The organism is Streptomyces sp. NPDC002144 (genome assembly GCF_053593695.1).
In genome coordinates, this window is record NZ_JBSFDB010000019.1 from 48642 (window position 1) to 67627 (window position 18986).

15 protein-coding genes and 1 pseudogene are annotated in these 18986 nt (G+C 71.4%); 12 read left to right on the forward strand and 4 right to left on the reverse strand.

Translation table 11 applies throughout. From position 1 onward, the window contains the following. The first annotated feature begins 5 nt into the window (after positions 1 to 5). Genes ACWCQ1_RS26995 through ACWCQ1_RS27005 form a run of 3 tightly spaced genes read left to right on the forward strand, consistent with a single transcriptional unit; the run spans position 6 to position 2912 of the window. A complete protein-coding gene (locus ACWCQ1_RS26995) occupies positions 6 to 584 on the forward strand; it encodes a hypothetical protein (protein ID WP_133047270.1) in 579 nt (192 codons plus the stop codon). Beyond that, positions 553 to 1854 (forward strand): ABC transporter substrate-binding protein, encoded by a 1302-nt coding sequence (locus ACWCQ1_RS27000; protein WP_451027563.1) that lies wholly within the window; start codon positions 553 to 555, stop codon positions 1852 to 1854. Before ACWCQ1_RS26995 ends, ACWCQ1_RS27000 begins: the two co-directional genes overlap by 32 nt. A gap of 14 nt (positions 1855 to 1868) precedes the next feature. After that, on the forward strand, positions 1869 to 2912 hold the full coding sequence (locus ACWCQ1_RS27005; protein ID WP_451027564.1) for a helix-turn-helix transcriptional regulator: 1044 nt from the start codon (positions 1869 to 1871) through the stop codon (positions 2910 to 2912). On the opposite strand, the pseudogene ctaD reads toward ACWCQ1_RS27005, so the two are convergent. Beyond that, positions 2800 to 4482, reverse strand: a pseudogene (gene ctaD, locus ACWCQ1_RS27010) (aa3-type cytochrome oxidase subunit I); the annotation flags it as partial. The gene ACWCQ1_RS27005 and the pseudogene ctaD overlap by 113 nt on opposite strands. Positions 4483 to 4921: 439 nt before the next feature. Between ctaD and ACWCQ1_RS27015 the strand changes: the two are divergent. Next, on the forward strand, positions 4922 to 5137 hold the full coding sequence (locus ACWCQ1_RS27015) for an I78 family peptidase inhibitor (RefSeq protein WP_133047267.1): 216 nt from the start codon (positions 4922 to 4924) through the stop codon (positions 5135 to 5137). 96 nt (positions 5138 to 5233) lie between these two features. Here ACWCQ1_RS27015 and ACWCQ1_RS27020 read toward each other — a convergent pair whose 3' ends face one another. Both ACWCQ1_RS27020 and ACWCQ1_RS27025 read right to left on the reverse strand, forming a co-directional pair. Continuing rightward, complete coding sequence (locus tag ACWCQ1_RS27020) at positions 5234 to 6250, reverse strand: phosphatase PAP2 family protein (protein ID WP_133047266.1); 1017 nt, start codon at positions 6248 to 6250, stop codon at positions 5234 to 5236. Positions 6251 to 6487: 237 nt separating this feature from the next. After that, the gene (locus tag ACWCQ1_RS27025; RefSeq protein ID WP_451027565.1) at positions 6488 to 7747 is read right to left on the reverse strand and encodes a mannosyltransferase family protein; all 1260 of its coding nucleotides are present in this window, start codon (positions 7745 to 7747) and stop codon (positions 6488 to 6490) included. A 261-nt stretch (positions 7748 to 8008) separates the two neighbouring features. On the opposite strand from ACWCQ1_RS27025, the gene ACWCQ1_RS27030 reads away from it, so the two are divergent. Continuing rightward, positions 8009 to 9613: an MFS transporter gene (locus tag ACWCQ1_RS27030; protein ID WP_451027566.1), complete on the forward strand. Its 1605-nt coding sequence runs from the start codon at positions 8009 to 8011 to the stop codon at positions 9611 to 9613. 136 nt (positions 9614 to 9749) lie between these two features. After that, positions 9750 to 10940: an acyl-CoA dehydrogenase family protein gene (locus tag ACWCQ1_RS27035; RefSeq protein ID WP_451027567.1), complete on the forward strand. Its 1191-nt coding sequence runs from the start codon at positions 9750 to 9752 to the stop codon at positions 10938 to 10940. Positions 10941 to 10977: 37 nt separating this feature from the next. On the opposite strand, the gene ACWCQ1_RS27040 is transcribed toward ACWCQ1_RS27035, so the two are convergent. Then, positions 10978 to 11418 carry a cell division protein SepF gene (locus ACWCQ1_RS27040; RefSeq protein WP_133047262.1) on the reverse strand — a complete coding sequence of 147 codons (441 nt, stop codon included), beginning with the start codon at positions 11416 to 11418 and terminating at the stop codon, positions 10978 to 10980. A gap of 310 nt (positions 11419 to 11728) precedes the next feature. Between ACWCQ1_RS27040 and ACWCQ1_RS27045 the strand changes: the two genes are divergently transcribed. The 6 genes from ACWCQ1_RS27045 (at position 11729) to ACWCQ1_RS27070 (ending at position 18960) form a co-directional block, all read left to right on the forward strand. Continuing rightward, positions 11729 to 12907: a DUF5685 family protein gene (locus tag ACWCQ1_RS27045; protein WP_451027568.1), complete on the forward strand. Its 1179-nt coding sequence runs from the start codon at positions 11729 to 11731 to the stop codon at positions 12905 to 12907. A gap of 189 nt (positions 12908 to 13096) precedes the next feature. Beyond that, positions 13097 to 15439, forward strand: coding sequence for a sensor histidine kinase (locus tag ACWCQ1_RS27050; protein WP_451027569.1), 2343 nt, complete (start codon positions 13097 to 13099; stop codon positions 15437 to 15439). Further along, positions 15436 to 15864, forward strand: a complete 429-nt coding sequence (locus ACWCQ1_RS27055) for a roadblock/LC7 domain-containing protein (RefSeq protein WP_208785709.1) — start codon at positions 15436 to 15438, stop codon at positions 15862 to 15864. The genes ACWCQ1_RS27050 and ACWCQ1_RS27055 overlap by 4 nt, the downstream gene beginning before the upstream one ends. Then, positions 15861 to 16217, forward strand: coding sequence for a DUF742 domain-containing protein (locus tag ACWCQ1_RS27060; protein WP_133047258.1), 357 nt, complete (start codon positions 15861 to 15863; stop codon positions 16215 to 16217). Before ACWCQ1_RS27055 ends, ACWCQ1_RS27060 begins: the two co-directional genes overlap by 4 nt. Further along, on the forward strand, positions 16201 to 16797 hold the full coding sequence (locus ACWCQ1_RS27065) for a GTP-binding protein (RefSeq protein WP_208785711.1): 597 nt from the start codon (positions 16201 to 16203) through the stop codon (positions 16795 to 16797). Before ACWCQ1_RS27060 ends, ACWCQ1_RS27065 begins: the two co-directional genes overlap by 17 nt. Positions 16798 to 17166: 369 nt before the next feature. Beyond that, positions 17167 to 18960 carry an FAD/NAD(P)-binding protein gene (locus ACWCQ1_RS27070; protein ID WP_358605129.1) on the forward strand — a complete coding sequence of 598 codons (1794 nt, stop codon included), beginning with the start codon at positions 17167 to 17169 and terminating at the stop codon, positions 18958 to 18960. Positions 18961 to 18986: the final 26 nt, after the last annotated feature.

Sequence of the window (18986 nt, forward strand, 5' to 3'; positions counted from 1 at the left end):
GCCAGATGGTTCTCGGGAGCGACCTCAGGCAGGGGAAGGCACGAAGGGGGCGCGGCCCACGGGCGGCGGGACGGGGTACGGCGGCGCTCGCCGCTCTCGTTCTCATCCTCACCCCCGTCCTCGCGGCGTGCAGCGACAAGAGCGGCGGCGGCAGCCAGAGCGCGCCCCCCACTCCGTCCGTGGCGACCCCGGCGACGAGCGCACCGGCCACCGCGCCCGCCGACCCCGCGGCCGCCAAGCAGGAGATCACCGCCAACTGGCAGAAGTTCTTCGACCCGAAGACGTCACTGGCCGAGAAGCAGAAGGTGCTGGAGAACGGCGACAGCATGGCGCCGGTGCTGAAGGCCTTCAGCGGTGACAAGCGCGGCGGCCAGGTGCAGGCGCAGGTCCAGACGATCGAGTTCACCTCACCGACCAAGGCGACCGTGACGTACGCGCTGACCCTGCAGGGCGCCACCGCGCTGCCGAAGGCCTCCGGGACCGCGGTCCAGCAGGGCGGCACCTGGAAGGTGTCCGTCAACACCCTGTGCGCGCTGGTCCAGCTGAGCGGCGATGCGTCGGGTTCCCCGGCCGCGGGCTGCTGAGGGCGCGGCCGCCGCCGCGCTGCTGCTCCTGCTGGGCACGGCCTGCGGCAGCCGGCTGCCGGAGAGCGACTTCGAGCACGACACCCGCACACCCGCACCCGTGGCGAGCGGCGGCACACCGATCCCGGTCGGCATCATCACCAGTGTCACCAGCCCGGTCGGCGGCGCCGCCTTCACCGGCCCGCGCGACGGCGCCAAGGCCTGGTTCGACCGCCTCAACGCCCACGGGGGCATCGACGGGCACCCCGTCCAGGTGCGCGAGTGCGACGACGGCGGCAGCGGGGTCGGCGACAACACCTGCGTCCACCAGCTGGTCGACGAGGACAAGGTCGTCGCCCTGGTCGCCACCACCGCCCTCGACTACGCGGGCGCCCCCCGCGTCTCCCACGCGCGCGTACCCGACATCGGCGGCCAGCCCATCGGCGCCGCCTACGACACCTGGCCGCACCTGTACGGCATCTACGGCAGCCTCGCGCCCAGGAACGGCACCCCGGGCTGGGGCGGGAAGCTGTACGGCGGCACGGAGGTCTACCGGTACTTCAAACAGCAGCAGGGCGCCCGTACGGCGGCCGTCGTGTCGTACAACCAGGCCTCCTCCGCCGCCTACGCCCGCCTCGTCGAGCAGGGGCTGAAGGCCGAGGGGTACAGGGTCGTCAGCGAGCAGGTCGACTTCGCGCTGCCCAACTTCCGCGCCGCCGCGGCCGACCTCAAGGAGCAGGGCGCCGACCTGGTCTTCGACGCCATCGACACCCACGGCAACGCCCAGCTGTGCAAGGCGATGGACGAGGTCGGCGCCAAGGTCATCGCCAAGGTCACGAACGTCCAGAACTGGACCTCCACCGTCCCGGACGACTACAGGGACTCGCCGCGCTGCCGCAACGCCCTGTGGGCGACCGGGGCCAGCCGCGACTACGACGACACTGCGAACGCGGCCGTGCGGGAGTTCCGGGACGCGACCAAGGGCCTGAAGACGCACTCCCAGTGGCAACTGGAGGGCTGGGCGGCCGCGATGTGGTTCACGGACGCGGCCAGGTCGTGCGCGCGGACGGGCATCACGCGCGCGTGCGTGGACGGTTTCATGAACCGCAGCGACGGCTACACCGCGGGCGGGCTGCTGCAGCCCGTGTCCTTCGAGCGGCTGTCCGAGCCGCCGAGGACCCGCCGGACCTGTCTGTCGGTGGCGCGCTGGAGGGACGGGAAGGGCTGGATCTCACAAGGGGACATGAACCACACCTGTTTCGAGGTGCCGCAGCTGCCGTACTCCCCCTGAGGGAGACTGTGACCATGCTGGAGACCTCGGCACGACTGCTGCGTCTGCTCTCGCTGCTCCAGGCGCACCGGGAGTGGTCCGGCGCCGACCTCGCCGAGCGCCTCGGCGTCACCGCGCGCACCGTGCGCCGGGACGTCGACCGGCTGCGCGAGCTGGGCTACCCCGTCAACGCCAGCCCCGGCACCGGGGGCGGCTACCAGCTGGGCGCGGGCGCCGAACTGCCGCCGCTGCTGCTGGACGACGACGAGGCCGTCGCCGTGGCCGTCGGCCTGCGCACGGCCGCCGGGCAGGGCATCGAGGGCATCGGCGAGACCTCCGTACGGGCCCTCGCCAAGCTGGAGCAGGTGCTGCCGAGCCGGCTGCGCCGCCGGGTCGGCGCCCTGAACGCCTTCACCGTGCCGATGCTGCGCGGCCCCCTGCCCTCCGTGGTCGACCCGGCCGTCCTGACCGAACTGGCCCACCTCTGCCGGGACTCCGAGCGCCTGCGCTTCGAGTACAGCGACCACGGGGGCCGGGCCACCCGCCGTACCGTCGAACCCCACCGGCTCGTCTGCAGCGAACGGCGCTGGTACCTCGTCGCCTGGGACCTGGAGCGCGAGGACTGGCGGACCTTCCGCGTCGACCGCATCACGCCCAGACCGCCGCACGGCCCGCGCTTCGCCCCGCGCACCCCGCCCGCCGAGGACCTCGCCGCGTACGTCTCGAAGGGCGTCTCCACGCGCGCGTACGCCAGCCGGGCCGTCGTCCGTCTGCTCGTGCCCCTGGCGGAGGCCGCCGAGCGGATCTCGCCGAGCGCCGGGACGCTGGAGGCGGACGGGCCGGACGCCTGCGTCCTGCGCACGGGGGCGGCGAGCCTGGAGGTGATGGTGATTCACGTGATGATGACGGGCTTCGAGTTCGAGGTGCTGGAGCCCGCCGAGCTGACCGAGGCGATCAGGACGTCTCGGGACCGGCTGTCGCGCGCGCTTCTCCGAGGGGCTCGTCCTCGGTCGCCGCGTACTCCGGATGGTGCAGGTCGAACGCCGGGGACTCGGAACGGATCCTCGGCAGGCCGGTGAAGTTGTGCCGGGGCGGCGGGCAGGAGGTCGCCCACTCCAGGGAACGGCCGTAGCCCCAGGGATCGTCGGTCTCGACCCGCACGCCGTACTTCGAGGTCTTCCAGACGTTGTAGAGGAACGGCAGCGTCGACATGCCGAGCAGGAACGCCCCGATCGTCGACACCGTGTTCAGGGCCGTGAAGCCGTCCGCAGCCAGATAGTCGGCGTACCGGCGGGGCATGCCCTCCGCGCCCAGCCAGTGCTGCACCAGGAACGTGGTGTGGAAGCCGACGAACAGCGTCCAGAAGTGGATCTTCCCGAGCCGCTCGTCCAGCATCTTCCCGGTGAACTTCGGCCACCAGAAGTACAGCCCGCCGAAGATCGCGAAGACGACCGTGCCGAACACCACGTAGTGGAAGTGGGCCACGACGAAGTAGGTGTCCGAGACGTGGAAGTCCAGCGGCGGCGACGCCAGCAGCACCCCGGTCAGACCGCCGAACAGGAACGTCACCAGGAAGCCGGCCGCCCACAGCATCGGCGTCTCGAAGGACAGCGAGCCCTTGATCATCGTCCCGGTCCAGTTGAAGAACTTCACGCCCGTGGGGACGGCGATCAGGAAGCTCATGAAGGAGAAGAAGGGCAGCAGCACGGAGCCGGTCACGAACATGTGGTGCGCCCACACGACCACCGAGAGCCCGGTGATCGACATCGTCGCGCCGACCAGCGTCAGATAGCCGAAGATCGGCTTGCGGGCGAAGACCGGGATGATCTCCGTGATGATCCCGAAGAACGGCAGCGCGATGATGTACACCTCGGGATGCCCGAAGAACCAGAACAGGTGCTGCCACAGCAGCGCCCCGCCGTTGGCGGGTTCGAAGACCTGCGCGCCGAAGCGCCGGTCCGCCTCCAGCACCAGCAGCGCCGCCGCGAGCACCGGGAACGCCAGCAGGATCAGGATCGACGTGAACAGCGTGTTCCAGGTGAAGATCGGCATCCGGAACATCGTCATGCCGGGCGCGCGCATCCCGATGATCGTCGTGATGAAGTTGACCGCGCCGAGGATCGTGCCGAACCCGGCCAGCGCCAGCCCCATGATCCACAGGTCGGGGCCGAGACCGGGGGAGTGCGCCGAGTCGTTGAGCGGCGCGTAGGCGAACCAGCCGAAGGCGGCGGCCCCGTCGGGCGTGAGCAGCGAGCCGAGCACGATCAGACCGCCGAACAGGAACAGCCAGTACGAGAACATGTTCAGCCGGGGGAACGCCACGTCGGGGGCGCCGATCTGCAGCGGCATCAGCTCGTTGGCGAAGCCCGCGAAGGACGGGGTGGCGAACAGCAGCAGCATGATCGTGCCGTGCATCGTGAACAGCTGGTTGTACTCCTGGTTGCTCAGGATCTGCAGCCCGGGACGGGCGAGTTCGGCCCGCATCAGCAGCGCCATCACCCCGCCGACCAGGAAGAACACGAACGAGGTGATCAGGTAGAGGTGCCCGATCTTCTTGTGGTCGGTGGTGGTCAGCCAGTCGACGACCAGCCGGCCGCGCTGCTTGTGCGGTCCGGGTCGCGCCGCCGCCTGCACGGTCTGGGTCCCCATCGTTCGCTCGCCCCTTCGCTCGTCGCGCACCGGGTCCGCTGCAGCCCGCGTGCGCTCGCTCGCGAGCTCACGCCATGATGCGCGTCTCGGCGTGCGCCGCGACAGGGGGTGTGCGGGGGTTGTGTGCCGGATCCGTGTATTTCCTATGCGGTGTCAGCTCCCGCGACCGGCGCCCTGAATCGGCCCGGAATCGAATCCGGCGGCGACCGGGGGCCGTTCTCACGGCACTTTCCGCCCGGGTATTGGACAAGCCCGAGCGACACGCGGGAATTACGTTCGATTGACTGCGGAAGGCGTACGAAACCGCCCGTACGTGTGACTCGGCGCCGCCGAAACGCGCGTCGTGATCCTGTGACAGAAGTGTGACCGGAGAGGCACGTGGGACCCGTCGTGGCGGTCCGGGGTTCCGCGGGCCGGGGGCAGGGCCTAGCGTGGCGGCATGGCACCGATTCCCACTCCGCAGGCGGAGCCCGAGGACAGTCCGGACGCGTATGTCGGCCTCGACCAGGCAGGCGCCGAGCGGCGCGCGCGGGAGCGCGGCTGGTCCACGGTGCGCTCGCTGCCGCCGGGGGCGATCATCACGATGGAGTACCGCCAGGGGCGGCTGAACTTCGAGGTGAAGGACGGCCTGGTGGTGCGGTCCTGGAAGGGCTGACCCGCACGAAGGCCCCGGTCCCTCGATGAGGGGGCCGGGGCCTTCGCCGTGCGGGGCGTGGGTTGTGCGTACCGGACCCCGCTGTCCTGGAACCGCTCAGCCGCCCGCCACGGGGCGGGCCGAGGCCGGTGTGCCGCGGGAGACGCGGTCGGGGTGGGGTGGCCGTCGACTGCCCACCGGGGTCACCGGTGTGCGCTCGGAGCGGGCCGTGTGCGGGCCGGGGGCGAGATAGACGGGCGCCCGGGGGGAGCGGGCCGCCGGCTCGTGCGAGGCCTCGTCCTGAGCCGTCGTCCGCGGTGTGAGCAGCACCGGCGAGCCGGCCGGGGCCGGGGTCGGTGCGGGTGCCGTGGCGGCCTTGCGGGCCCGCCAGCGGTCGCGCAGGTCGAACAGTTCGACCTCGGCGCGGGCGATGAGCGGTTCGCACCAGGGCAGGGCGAGCAGGACCAGCAGACCGGCCGCCCAGCCCAGCAGGACGTCGCTCAGCCAGTGCGTACCCAGGTAGACGGTGGCCATCCCGACGCCCAGCGAGGTCACGGCGGAGATCGCCGACAGCCAGCGGCGGGCCCTCGGCGTGGAGGCGAGATAGGCCAGGATTCCCCAGGTCACGACGGCGTTGGCGGTGTGACCGCTGGGAAATATATCGCCGCCCAGACCCATCTCGTTCGAGCCGATCGTGGTCGCGTAGTGCGGGCCCAGGCGGCCCATGCCGAGCTTCGCGGCGCCGACGGAGATGTTCAGCAGCAGCAGCGCGGTGCCCAGCGTCAGCAGCGGACGCAGCGTGTGCTGCCGCCAGGAGCGCCAGCCCAGCCAGGCCGCGACCATCACGGCGGTCGGGCCGCGCTGGCCGAGAACCACGTAGTAGTCGACGAACCAGTGGATGCCGTGCCACTGCTGGTACGGCCGGAAGAACATGACCTGCCAGTCCAGGCGGACCAGCCAGGAGGTGGTCACCACGGCCCACACGATCGCCAGGTAGAACGCCAGGGTGCCGGTCAGCAGCGCCACCCGGTGCCGGCTCATCTTCGGGACATCGAGGTTCGCCGGTCGTTCCGGCTCCCGGTCCAGTCTGGCGAACACCCGGTCCAGACGGGTGAGGTTTCGTTCGGTACGCACCCAATCGACGTTACAGCCAGTGAGGTAAGTTCTCCGTCTCTTCAGCGGGTTTGTGATGACGATGTGATGTGGGATTCCTCTCAACGAGGGGTTTATTTCCACGGAATCCGCAATGACGGACCGCCGGGCCCTTCATTTCCTTTGATCATTACGCGAATCAGTTTTCTGCGGCTTATGAATTCGTTCACCGAAAGCTGGCCGGGATTTACCTGGACGCTCACGCCGCGCCAGGGTCGGTCACGGCGGACCGGAGCCGTTCAGCCAGAACGCTCCGTACACGGCCGACGCCACCGCGACACCGCCCACCACCAGCGCCGACCTGGACGTACGCGCCCGGGCCAGGGCGACGGCGAGCGGCAGCAGCAGCGGGAAGGCGGGCAGCAGCAGGCGCGGTTTCGAGCCGAAGTAGCTCGAGGCGCACAGCGCGAGCGCGGTGACCACGCCCGCGTACACCAGCAGCGGAACCGGCTGGCGCTGCCGTACGCCGACGACGTACAGCCACACCACGAGCCCGACCCCGAGGATGATCCCGATGCCCGCGAGGGCCGACGGGAACGACGTGAACTTGCCCGCGACGAAGCGCGCGAAGGCGGCGCCCCCGTCGAAGCCGTTGCGCCAGCCCGCCTGGACGTCCAGATAGCCCAGCGGACCCTTGCCGGTGCGGTGGCCGACCCACAGGACGTAGCCGGCGGCGCCCAGCGGGGCGAGGAGAAGCGCCAGCGCGGGCTGTACGGCCGTGGGGGCGCGCGGAGGGGTTCCGGCGCCCTCTGGTGACGGGACGCGCTCCACGGGCCCCTCTGCGAGCGACGCAGGGGCGTGAGCGCCCACGGACGCGCCGTCCGCGTCCGGCGCGCTCCGGTTCCGCACGAAAGAGGCAATGCCGGCGACCCACACCGCCGCCACGACGGCCAGCCCGACCGGCCGGGTCAGCCCCGCCAGCGCGGCCAGCGCGCCCGCCGCCGGCCAGCGGCCGGTCAGCACCGCGTACAGCGCCCAGGCGGCGAGCGCGGTGAACAGCGACTCGCTGTACGCCATCGACTGCACGATCCCCACGGGCAGTACGGCCCACAGCAGCACGGCGCACACCGCGGCCCGGCGGCCGTGCACCAGCTCCGCGACCGCGAAGATCCCCCAGGCCGCCGCGAGCGAGGCGAGCAGGCTGACGGCGAAACCCGCGCCGGCGTACGACAGGGGCGTGAACGCGTGCAGCAGCCGCTCCAGCCAGGGCAGCAACGGGAAGAAGGCCAGGTTGGAGTGCACGTCGCCGTTCGGCAGCCGCACCTCGTAGCCGTAACCGAGCTCGGCGACCCGCGTGTACCACAGCGAGTCCCAGCGGGCCGTCAGCAGCGTGTACGCGCTCTTGCTGCGCGCCCCGCTCCACACCGCCAGCACGAGCAGGCCCAGCGCGCGCACGGCCGCGTACCCGAGGAGGGCCGGGGCCGCACGGCGCAGGGCCCGGCCGGCGGGTGGCGCGGGGCGCGTCGCAAGATCCGTCACGGGCTCGATTATCGACGGGGCCGGAACCGGCGGACCCGGTGCCGCGTGCTCCCAGGTGAGGGGGAGTGGCGCACGCCACACGAGTTCTGTACGCATCTGAGAGGTCCGCCACGTGAACGTGGCGCGAACTCGCGTACGCTGACGAGTCACTCGCCTTCGTTGCGCGGGCCGGGGACAGCCGCTCCTCCCCGGCCGAGATCACGGGGAGTCCCCACCCCGTGATGCCCGCCGAACGCGAGGAAGCATCTGGGAGGTACGTACATGTCCGGGACGACCACGGCCGCAGCGCTGCGCCGTCGGGCGGCCGGGGCCGGTGCCAACCGCTGGGTCGTCCTCGTCGTGCTCTGTGTGAGCCTGCTGCTGGTCGCCGTGGACGCGACCGTGCTGCACGTCGCGGTCCCCGCGGTCACCGAGGACCTCAGGCCCGGCGCGATAGAGCTGCTCTGGATCGTCGACGTCTACCCCCTCGTCTGCGCCTCGCTGCTGATCCTGTTCGGCACGCTGGGCGACCGCGTCGGCCGCAGACGGATCCTGCTCATCGGCTACGGCCTCTTCGGCATCGCCTCCGCTCTGGCGGCCCTCGCCCAGGACCCGCAGATCCTCATCCTCGCCCGGGCGCTGCTCGGCGTCGGCGGCGCGATGATCATGCCGGCCACGCTGTCGATCCTGCGCCAGGTCTTCCCCGACCGGCGGGAGCGGGCGCTGGCGATCGGCGTGTGGAGCGCGGTCGCCGCGGTCGGCGCGGCGGTCGGACCGCTGCTCGGCGGCTTCCTGCTCGAGCACTTCTGGTGGGGCTCGGTCTTCCTCGTCAACATCCCGCTGATGCTGGTCAGCCTGCCGGTGGGGCGGATGCTGCTGCCGGAGTCGCGGGGCTCGGGCGACGGGCCCTGGGACGTGGTCGGCGCGCTGATGGCCGCCGCCGGGCTCTTCGGCGTCGTGTTCGGGGTGAAGCGGCTCGGCGGCGGGGAGCCGGCGGGCAGCGCGTTCACCCTGGCCCCCCTGGTGGTGGGTGCGGTGCTGCTGGTGTTCTTCGTGCGGCGGCAGCGCCGGCGCAGGCATCCGCTGGTCGACCTCGGCATGTTCGCCCGTCCGGCGTTCAGCACCTCGGTGGGCTGCATCGTGCTGGCGATGCTCGCGCTGGTGGGCCTGGAGCTGATCGCGGCGCAGTACCTGCAGCTGGTGCTCGATCTGTCGCCGCTCCAGACGGGCCTGCGGCTGCTGCCGCTGACCTTCGCGGCGATGGCCGCGGGGCTGGCCGGGGCGCGGATGCTGCGCCGGTTCGGGCCGCGGGCGATGGTGTGCTTCGGGTTCTGTGTGACGGCGGGGGCGGTGCTGCTGCTGACACTGATGGGCGCCACCGACAACCCGCCCCTGCTGCTGTTCGGCTTCGTCCTGCTCGGCTTCGGGCTGGAGACGACGCTCTTCGGGGCGTACGAGTCGATGCTGAGCGAGGCCCCGCCGGCCCAGGCCGGTGGTGCGGCGGCGGTCGGGGAGACCTCGTACCAGCTGGGCGCGGGGATCGGGATCGCGCTGCTCGGCAGCGTCATGAACGCGGCGTACGCGCCCGGCCTGTCCTCGGTACCCGGTGTCCCTGCCTCGGCGTCGGCCTCCGCGGCGCACTCGCTGGGCGAGGCCTACGATGTCGCCGGGCGTCTCGGCGGCCCGGTCGGTGTCGCCCTGCGCCGCGCGGCCCGGGACTCCTTCGTGCACGGACTGCATGTGACGCTGCTGGTCAGCGCGGGCCTGTTGCTGCTGGGCGCGGTGATGGCGCTGCGGCTGCCGCGGATCATGCAGTGCGCGGAGGCGGCGCCACCGGTGGAGCTGCCGGCGCCCCGGGAGGTCGCTCAGTCCCGTGTCTCCGCGTAGGCCGCTCGCCTCTCCGTGTAGGCCGCTCGCCTCTCCGCGTGGGCCGCTCACTGGACGTGCGGGACACTGCGTCGTAACGTCGGCCCCAGAGTCGTAACTAGCGCTGCTAGTTTTCGTGTGCCGGAGGGTGTTTCTGATGTCCGCGTCCTCGAAGTTGCCCCCGTTCGACCCCGCCGACCCCCTCGGCATCCACGACCTGCTGGAACCCGAGGACCTGGCGGTGCGGGACACCGTGCGGGCCTGGGCGGCGGACCGGGTGCTGCCGCGGGTCGCCGAGTGGTACGAGAAGGGCGAGCTGCCCGGGATCCGGGAGCTGGCCAGGGAACTCGGCGGCATCGGAGCCCTCGGCATGTCCCTCACCGGGTACGGGTGCGCCGGGGCCAGCGCCGTGCAGTACGGGCTCGCCTGCCTGGAACTGGAGGCCGCCGACTCCGGGATCCGGTCGCTGGTCTCCGTGCAGGGATCCCTCGCCATGTACGCCGTCCACCGGTTCGGCAGCGAGGAGCAGAAGCAGACCTGGCTGCCGCGGATGGCGAGCGGTGAGGTCATCGGGTGCTTCGGACTCACCGAACCCGATCACGGGTCCGACCCCGCCTCCATGCGGACCTCCGCCAAGCGCGACGGCACCGACTGGGTGCTCAACGGACGCAAGATGTGGATCACCAACGGCTCCGTCGCCGGGGTGGCCGTGGTGTGGGCGCAAACCGAGGAGGGGATCCGCGGGTTCGTCGTGCCCACCGACAGCGCCGGGTTCTCCGCGCCCGAGATCAAGCACAAGTGGTCACTGCGGGCGAGCGTGACGAGCGAACTCGTGCTCGACGACGTACGGCTGCCCGGCGACGCCGTCCTGCCGGAGGTCGTGGGGCTCAAGGGACCGCTGAGCTGTCTGTCCCACGCCCGGTACGGGATCGTGTGGGGCGCGATGGGCGCGGCCCGGTCCTGCTTCGAGGCCGCTGTGGACTACGCGAAGACGCGGGAGCAGTTCGGACGGCCCATCGGCGGCTTCCAGCTCACCCAGGCCAAGCTCGCCGACATGGCGGTCGAACTGCACAAGGGGATCCTGCTCGCCCATCACCTCGGGCGGCGCATGGACGCCGGCCGCCTGCGTCCCGAGCAGGTCAGCTTCGGCAAGCTCAACAACGTGCGTGAGGCCATCGAGATCTGCCGGACGGCCCGTACGATCCTCGGCGCCAACGGGATCTCCCTCGAATACCCCGTCATGCGGCACGCGACCAACCTCGAATCGGTGCTGACGTACGAGGGCACCGTCGAGATGCACCAGCTCGTGCTGGGCAAGGCACTCACCGGGCTCGACGCCTTCCGGTGAACCCCGCGCGGGGGCAGGGCCGGTGAGCGGCCCTGCCTCAGCTCTGGTTGTAGAAACCGTCCTCGCGGCGCGCGGCCGGCTCGCCGCTGACGATCTCGGTGTTCGCCGGGGTCAGCAGGAAGACCCGGTTGGCGACCCGCTCGATGGTGCCGCGCAGACCGAAGGTCAGCCCGGCCGCGAAGTCGACGACACGCTTGGCGTCGGCCGCCTCCATGGCCGTGAGGTTCACGATCACCGGGACGCCCTCACGGAACAGCTCGCCGATGGCGCGCGCGTCCCGGAAGCTGTCCGGGGTCACCGTGCCGATGCGGCGGCCCTTCTCCTCGGCGACGTCCGAGGCCACCTTGACCCGCGGGTCGGTGACCCAGGCATCCCCGGGCTGCTCGGTCCCTTCGGAGTAGTCGTCGTCGTAGTAACGCTCGTCGTCGTTGTCGTCGACGAGGCCGAGCCAGGCACTCGCTTTGCGTACCGATCCCATGGACGCCTCCTCTCACAGCGGTCTTTCTTGCTTTCCGCATCCCTATGGTCATCCATGATGCGGACGTCGCGCCAAGTGGATAGACGCCGCGCGGGGGGTTTGTGACGGTACTGGTGCACAGCGAATACGTCGAGAGCCCGGGTGCCCCAAGGGTCTTGATGTATGCGGCTGCTGACTGTGAGTGAAATATGATTCTTCGTGGCGTACGGGTGATGGACGGTGCGTCCGGGTGAACGGGCGATCGATACGATGCGGCAGCTCAGCGCCGTGCCAACGGCCCGGGAAGTCACACGCGTCACGGGGGATCACCATGTTCGGAATCGTCAGACCCTGCACCCATCGGCTCGGTGAGAATCTCAAGTCCCAGTGGATGGCGCACTTGTGCGGACTGTGTCTCGCGCTGCGCGGGGACCACGGACAGTTCGCTCGGGTCGTCACCAACTACGACGGGCTCCTCATATCCGTTCTGACGGAGGCTCAGGCGGAAAAGGCGGGCACCTGGCGGCGTACCGCGGGCCCGTGCCCCTTGCGCGGGATGCGCACCGCCTCCGTCGCCCGGGGCGAGGGCTCGCGGCTCGCGGCCGCCGTCTCCCTGGTGCTCGCCTCGGCCAAGGTGCGCGACCATGTCGCCGACGGCGACGGGTTGCTGGCGCGAAGGCCCGTGGCGCTCGCGGCCCGCCGGGTCGCCGCGAGCTGGGGCGCGGCGGGTGCCCGTACGGGAGCCGACGTCGGCTTCGACACGGCCGTGCTGGTGGACGCCGTGGACCGGCAACTGGGCATCGAGGCGCTCGCCGGACCGGGCACGCCCCTGCTCACGGTCACCGAGCCGACCGAGACCGCGACCGCCGCGGCCTTCGCCCACACGGCCGTTCTCGCAGGCAGGCCCCGCAACGCCGAGCCGCTGGCCGAGGCCGGGCGGCTGTTCGGGCGGCTCGCGCATCTGCTGGACGCCGTGGAGGACAGGGAAGCTGACGCGGCGTCGGGTGCCTGGAACCCGCTCACCACGACCGGGACCCCGCTCACCGAGGCCCGACGGCTCGCGGACGACGCGCTGCACGGGATCCGGCTCGTGCTGCGGGAGGTCGAGTTCACTGACGGGAAGCTGGCGCACCGGCTGCTCGTGCACGAACTGCGAGCCTCCGTCGACCGCGCCTTCGGTACGGCGTCCTGCGCGCACCGCTCGACGCCCTCGCTCGCGGGACCGTACGCGCCGCCCGGCTCCCCCGGCGGTCCGCCGCCCGAGCCGCCCCGGCGCGACCGGCGCGGACTGCTCGCGGGGTGCGCGGTGTGGGCGGGGCTGGCCTGCACCTGCCAGTTGTGCTGCGGCGAGTACGAGGACCCGTGGAGCCGTGAGCGCAGGGACGGACTGTGCCGCGACGCGAGCTGCTCCGACTGCGCGGACTGCGGGGACTGCTGCAACTGCTGCCAGTGCTGCGGGGAGTGCGACGGATGCGACTGCTGTGACTGCGGCTGCGACTGCGGTTGCTGAACCGGCTACCGACAGTGGCGTATACGGGATGCGCGCGGTCCCGCGGCCACCTGGTGTTTCCCGGAGATGCTGTTTCCGGGGCGTAAAACAAAAACATGATCCGGTGACCGTCGCCTCGTGAGGGTCGTTGGGCGGGAGCAGAACAGTTTCTTTCCTCCCCCCGGCCCGCCCCTCAAATAAGGCACTTCCGTGGACGTCACAGCAAGCGTCACATCCCGAGCGGCCACCAGCATCCGCACCAGACTGCTGAGGATCCTCGTCCTCGCCCTGGCGGTCCTGCTGGCGCTGCTCGGGCTCGCCGCCGGCGAGCAGATCTCCGCCTACCGCAACGCATCCGCCACCGAGGACAACGCACGTCTGGAGATCACCCTCCAGGGCCTCGTCCACGAGCTGCAGAAGGAACGCGGCCTGACCACCGGATACGTCGGCGGCGTCGGGCAGTTCAAGGCCAAGCTGCCCGCCCAGCGCGAGGCCACAGACGCCGCCCGCACCGCGCTGGACAAGGCGCTGAAGGGCCGCGGCGACCGCGCCGCCGACTCCGTGCGCGAGTCGCTCGGACGGCTCGGCGGACTCGCCGGCATCCGCGGTCACGCGGACGACCACACCGGTGTCGTGAAGGACACCTTCGACTACTTCACCACCACCATCACCGTCCTCGACCGGCTCGACCTCGGCCTCGACGAGGTCCACGACGGTCCCCTGCGCGAGGCCTACCAGTCGCTGCAGACGCTCGGCAACGCCAAGGAGTTCACCGGCGAGGAGCGCGCCATCGTGCTCGGCTCGGTGCGCGGCGGGAAGTTCCACGGCGAGGACTACAGCCGCTTCATGCAGATCCGGGCCGGCCGGCTCGCGGCCCTCGCCGCCTTCCCGCGCTCGGCCACCGCTGTCCAGGAACGGCGCCTGAACGCGGCCCTGACCACACCGGACGCCGAGCGCATGCTGGCGTACGAGAGCACCGCGGTGCACGGGGGCGGACGGCTCGGCTCCCGCGCCATCCCGCCGATGGCCTGGTGGGACGCGACGACCTCCACCATCAACGGACTGCGCCAGGTGCAGGTCTCGCTCGGCACCGACGTCGAGAACCGCGCTGCCGTGCTGGAGAGCGCCGCCCAGCGCGACCTGCTGCTGTTCGCGCTGCTCGCCCTCGGCACCGTCGCCGCGCTCGGTGCCCTGGCCCTCGACTGTGTACGGTCCGTCTCCGCGCCGCTCGTCGAACTCGCCCAGCAAGCCCGGGAGATGGCCGGCGAACGACTGCCGCGCGCCGTCGCCGCCGTACAGAACACCGCCTCGGGGGAGACCCCCGAACCACCCGCCCCACTGACCCTCCCCGGCAGGACGGGCGCCGAGGTGCGCGAGGTGGCCGAGGCCTTCGACCGCGTCCAGCGCGCCGCCTTCGACCTCGCCACCGAACAGGCCGTGCTGCGCCGCAACGCCACCGACTCCCTGGTCAGCCTGGGCCGCCGCAACCAGAACCTGGTCCGCCGGCAGATCAGCTTCATCAACAAGCTGGAGCACGAGGACGCCGACCCGGCCACCCTGGCCAACCTCTTCGAACTCGACCACCTGGCCACCCGGATGCGCCGCAACGCCGAGAGCCTGCTGGTGCTCGCCGGTGAGTCCAGCCCCCGCCCCTGGGCCACCCCGCTCGCCCTCACCGACGTGCTGCGCGCCGCGCTCTCCGAGGTCGAGGAGTACCGCCGGGTCACCCTGCGGCGGATCGAGCCCGCGCACATCACCGGCTCGGTCGTCGCCGAAGTCGCCCATCTGCTCGCCGAGCTGGTCGAGAACGCGCTCAGCTTCTCCCCGCCGGACTCCGACGTCGAGATCGAGGGGCGCCGCACCAGCGCCGGCTACCTGGTCGCGATCGTCGACCACGGATTCGGCATGGACGCCCAGGCGCTCGCGGAGGCCAACGTACGGCTGTCCGGCACCGCCAGCTTCATGGCCGAACCCACCCGCTTCCTCGGCCACTTCGTGGTCGGCGCCCTCGCCCGCAAGTGCGGCATCGAGGTACGGCTCGGGGAGGCGCCGGCGGCCGGCGTGGTCGCCCGGGTGCTGATCCCGACCTCACTGCTGACGGAGGCCCCGCCGAAGAAGGCGGCGGACAGGACGGCGGACAAGGCGGTACTGCCCGCACCGCGCAAGGAGACGGAGGTGACGGCCGCCGAGCCGGTCACCGTGGCGGCGGAAGCGAAGCCGAAGAGCGTGGACGAGAACCGTAACGAGAACAGGAACGAGGGCAGGAGCGCCGGCGTGAGGGGCGGCGCCTCCGCCGCCCGCACCCGCAACGGGCTCGTCAAGCGGCCCCAGCGCAGCGCGATCGCGGACGCCGTCAACGAGACGGACCGGCCGCAGCGGCCGGCGCCCGCCGGGCCGGCCCCCGACCGGAGCCCCGAGGAGATCTCCGGGATGCTCTCCACCCTGCGCAGCGCCCACATGCGGGGCGGGATCAGCGTGGAGAAGGAGAAGAAGCAGGACGAGCAGCAGGACAAGCGGCGGTTTGCCGAACAGGGTGAGGGTGACGCCAAGTGACCACCGTGGACGCCCACAACGACTCGCAGACCTTCAACTGGCTGCTCGCCAACTTCGTCCGGAGCACCGACGGGGTACGGGACGCGGTCGCCGTCTCCTCCGACGGGCTGCTGATCGCCGTGTCCGACGGGCTCGGGCGGACCGAGGCCGACCATCTCGCGGCGATCGTGTCGGGGCTGAGCAGCCTGGCGCGCAGCGCGTCCAAGCGGTACGGCTTCGACGGGGTCAAGCTCATCATGATCGAGATGGGGCGCGGATTCCTGCTCGTCTCCGCGATCCGGGACGGCAGCTGTCTCGGGGTGCTCGCCGACAGCAGCGGTGAACTGGGTCTGGTCGGCTATGAGATGGCGGTGCTCGCGGAGCGGGCGGGTGATCTGCTCACACCCACGCTCATCGCCGATCTGCGGCAGGCGTTGCCGCGGTGAACGGCGAACTCCCCAGGGACGTAGAACCGGTTGAGGACGCGACCTTCGTCCGGCCGTTCATCATCACCGGCGGCCGGGCCGAGCCGCTCCGGGCGGACCTTCGGCTGGAGACGCTGGTCGTGGCCGTCGGTGTGTCCGACGAGACGCTGACCTTCGAACGGCGGCACATCGTCGCGGTGTGCGAGCAGCCGACGACGGTCGCGGAGGTGGCGTCGCGGGTCGGTGTGCCGCTCGGCGTCGCCAAGGTGCTCGTGTCCGACCTCGTCGTCGCGGGTCAGCTGACCTGCCGGCAACCCGCGGAGCTGCCGCTCCAGACGCTCGAAAGGATCAGGGACCATGTCCGGGCGCTCTGACAGGACCGTGCCGCTCGCCGTGAAGATCGTGGTGAGCGGGGGACTCGGGGTGGGGAAGACCACGTTCATCGGGGCGATCTCGGAGATCGAGCCGCTGGACACGGAGGCCGCGATCACCCAGGTCTCGGTGGGCGTCGACTCGCTGGACGGGGTCGAGTCGAAGACGACGACCACGGTGGCGCTGGACTTCGGACGGATCACCCTGGACCCGACGATCGCCCTGTACCTGTTCGGGACGCCCGGCCAGGACCGCTTCTCCTTCCTCTGGGACGACCTGGTGGAGGGTGCCCTCGGGACGGTCGTCCTCGCGGACACCCGGCGCATCGAGGAGTGCTTCCCGGCGGTGGACTACTTCGAGTCGCAGGGAGCGCCGTTCGTGCTGGCCGTGAACCGCTTCGACGGGGCGGAGCGGTTCGAACTGGAGGAAGTGCGCGAGGCACTGGGGCTGGGGGGTGACGTGCCGGTGCTGGAGTGCGACGCACGGGAGCGGTCTTCCGTGCGTGATGTGCTGGGCGCTCTGATGGATCGGGTGATCGGGGTCCGGGCTGCGCCCAGGAGACGGGCCGCGATGGTGCGTTAGCGGCGGACTGCGAAATGCACGAGGGGAGGGGTGTGCGTGTGAAGGCGAGAGCAAGGAGATGAGTGGCGCCGGGCAGGGCGCGGGCAGAGCGGTCGGCTCAACAGGAACAGGACCACACGCGACCGAAGTCGATGTGGGAGCGCTTGACCAGCCACTGCTGTGGATGCATGGAGTAAGTGGAACAGGCATCCGGTTCCGCGTCAACTGAGATGAGACGTGCGGCTCATATGCTGGACGGCCTTGACAGCGACGGGAAACGGCCCCGTACAGTCGACGGACGGTCCTGCTGAGGGGCTCGGCCGTACTGCGCCCTGCCGCGCATCCGTGTGAAGGCACCACCGTGTTCCACCTACGTCGCGGAGCCTTCGCATGTCCTCCGACACCCTTGTCGCATTCCCCGCCGAGTCCGCCCGGCACTCCCTGGTGATCGTGGGGGCCGGGCCGAGGGGGACCGGTCTGATCGAGCGGATCGCCGCCAACGCCCCCGAGCTGTACGGCGGTTCGGGTCTCGACATCCATCTCGTCGACCCGCATCCGCCGGGCGCCGGACGGATCTGGCGCGCCGCGCAGTCGCCGCTGCTGTGGATGAACTCGCACGCCGAGGACGTCACCATGTTCACCGACGAGACGGTGGCCATGGAGGGCCCGGTACGCGAGGGCCCCACGCTGCACGAGTGGGCCGGCATCGACGGCGGCGTCTTCGCGGACCGGCAGCTGCAGGGCTCCTATCTGCGCTGGGTGCACGAACAGGCCGTCGCCGCGCTGCCCCCGGACGTAACCGTCCACCACCACCCGCGGCGAGCCCTGCGGATCGTCGGTCCGCGCGAGGGGCGTCAGCAGGTGTGGCTGGAGGGCCGCTCCAGACCCCTCCCGGCCGATCTGGTGGTGCTGGCCATCGGCCATCTCGACGCGGAACTCGACGAGCAGCAGCGTGAGTTGGCCGACTACGCGCGCGAGCACGGGCTGGTGCACCTGCCGCCCGACTTCACCGCCGACAGCGATCTGTCCCCGCTGCGGGCCGGCGAACCGGTCCTGGTCCGCGGGTTCGGGCTGGCCTTCGTCGACCTGATGGTGCTGCTCACCGAGGGGCGGGGCGGGCGGTACGAGGGCGACACCTATGTGCCGTCCGGGCGGGAGCCGGTGCTGTACGTCGGATCGCGGCGCGGGGTGCCGTACCACTCCAAGATCGGCTACGAGTGGAGTGGTGAGCGGCCGCCGCTGCCGCGGTTCTTCGGGCCCGGCGAGGTCGGTGAACTGCTCGCCAGGCCGGGCGGGTTCGATTTCCGGCGGGACGTGTGGCCCCTGGTGGAGAAGGAGTTGGGCTTCGCCCACTATCACCGGCTGTTCACCGTGCATCCGGAGCGGACCGCGATGTCCTGGGCCGACTTCGAGGAGAAGTACGCGGCGGGGAGCGGGGCGGAGATCCAGGCGCTGGTCGCATCCGCCGTGCCCGATCCCGCGGACCGGCTGGACCTCGCCGCGCTCGACCGGCCCCTGGACGGGGTGCGGTACGGGTCGCTGGACGAGTTCCAGGAGGGGCTGCGCGGATATGTCGAGCGGGATCTGAGCAGACGGCACGATCCGCGGTACGACCCCGACCTGGCGGTCTTCCTGGCGCTGCTGTCCGTCTACGGGCAGCTGATCCGGCTCGGTGACATCGGGCCCTGGTGGCACGGGTTCTTCAGCTATCTGGCCTCCGGTCCGCCCGGGCCCCGGCTGCGGCAGATGCTGGCACTCTCCCGGGCCGGGGTGCTGAAGTTTTTGGGCGCCGACATGACCGTCACCGCGGAGGACGGGGTGTTCCGGGCGGCCAGTGCCACCGTGCCGGGCGCCGTCGTCGAGGCGCGGGCGCTGGTCGAGGCGCGGCTGCCGGAGCCCACCGTCGGGCGGGCGCGGGACCCGCTGCTGCGCGAGCTGCAGGCCGACGGGGCCGCCGAGACGGCGGACGGGCTGCTGCGGGTCGATCCCGGTGACGGACGGATCCTCGACCGGGCCGGGCGACCGCATCCCCGGCGCTTCGCGCTCGGCCCCTACACCGACGGCCGCACCCCGGGCGCCTTCACCCGACCGCGCACGGGCGGCCCCGCGTTCCGCCAGAACGACGCGACGGCCCGGGCGGCACTGCGCTTCCTGACGAAGCTGGCCTCCCGGGCAGCGGCGTGACGACCGGGGTGGGCGGGGCGGCCGGA

Excerpts from the sequence above, each read along its gene's own strand:
- ACWCQ1_RS26995 (WP_133047270.1), top strand. The coding sequence starts at position 6 with ATGGTTCTCGGGAGCGACCTCAGGCAGGGGAAGGCACGAAGGGGGCGC.
- ACWCQ1_RS27000 (WP_451027563.1), top strand. The coding sequence starts at position 553 with ATGCGTCGGGTTCCCCGGCCGCGGGCTGCTGAGGGCGCGGCCGCCGCC.
- ACWCQ1_RS27005 (WP_451027564.1), top strand. The coding sequence starts at position 1,869 with ATGCTGGAGACCTCGGCACGACTGCTGCGTCTGCTCTCGCTGCTCCAG.
- ACWCQ1_RS27015 (WP_133047267.1), top strand. The coding sequence starts at position 4,922 with ATGGCACCGATTCCCACTCCGCAGGCGGAGCCCGAGGACAGTCCGGAC.
- ACWCQ1_RS27030 (WP_451027566.1), top strand. The coding sequence starts at position 8,009 with ATGTCCGGGACGACCACGGCCGCAGCGCTGCGCCGTCGGGCGGCCGGG.
- ACWCQ1_RS27035 (WP_451027567.1), top strand. The coding sequence starts at position 9,750 with ATGTCCGCGTCCTCGAAGTTGCCCCCGTTCGACCCCGCCGACCCCCTC.
- ACWCQ1_RS27040 (WP_133047262.1), bottom strand. The coding sequence starts at position 11,418 with ATGGGATCGGTACGCAAAGCGAGTGCCTGGCTCGGCCTCGTCGACGAC.
- ACWCQ1_RS27045 (WP_451027568.1), top strand. The coding sequence starts at position 11,729 with ATGTTCGGAATCGTCAGACCCTGCACCCATCGGCTCGGTGAGAATCTC.
- ACWCQ1_RS27065 (WP_208785711.1), top strand. The coding sequence starts at position 16,201 with ATGTCCGGGCGCTCTGACAGGACCGTGCCGCTCGCCGTGAAGATCGTG.
- ACWCQ1_RS27070 (WP_358605129.1), top strand. The coding sequence starts at position 17,167 with ATGTCCTCCGACACCCTTGTCGCATTCCCCGCCGAGTCCGCCCGGCAC.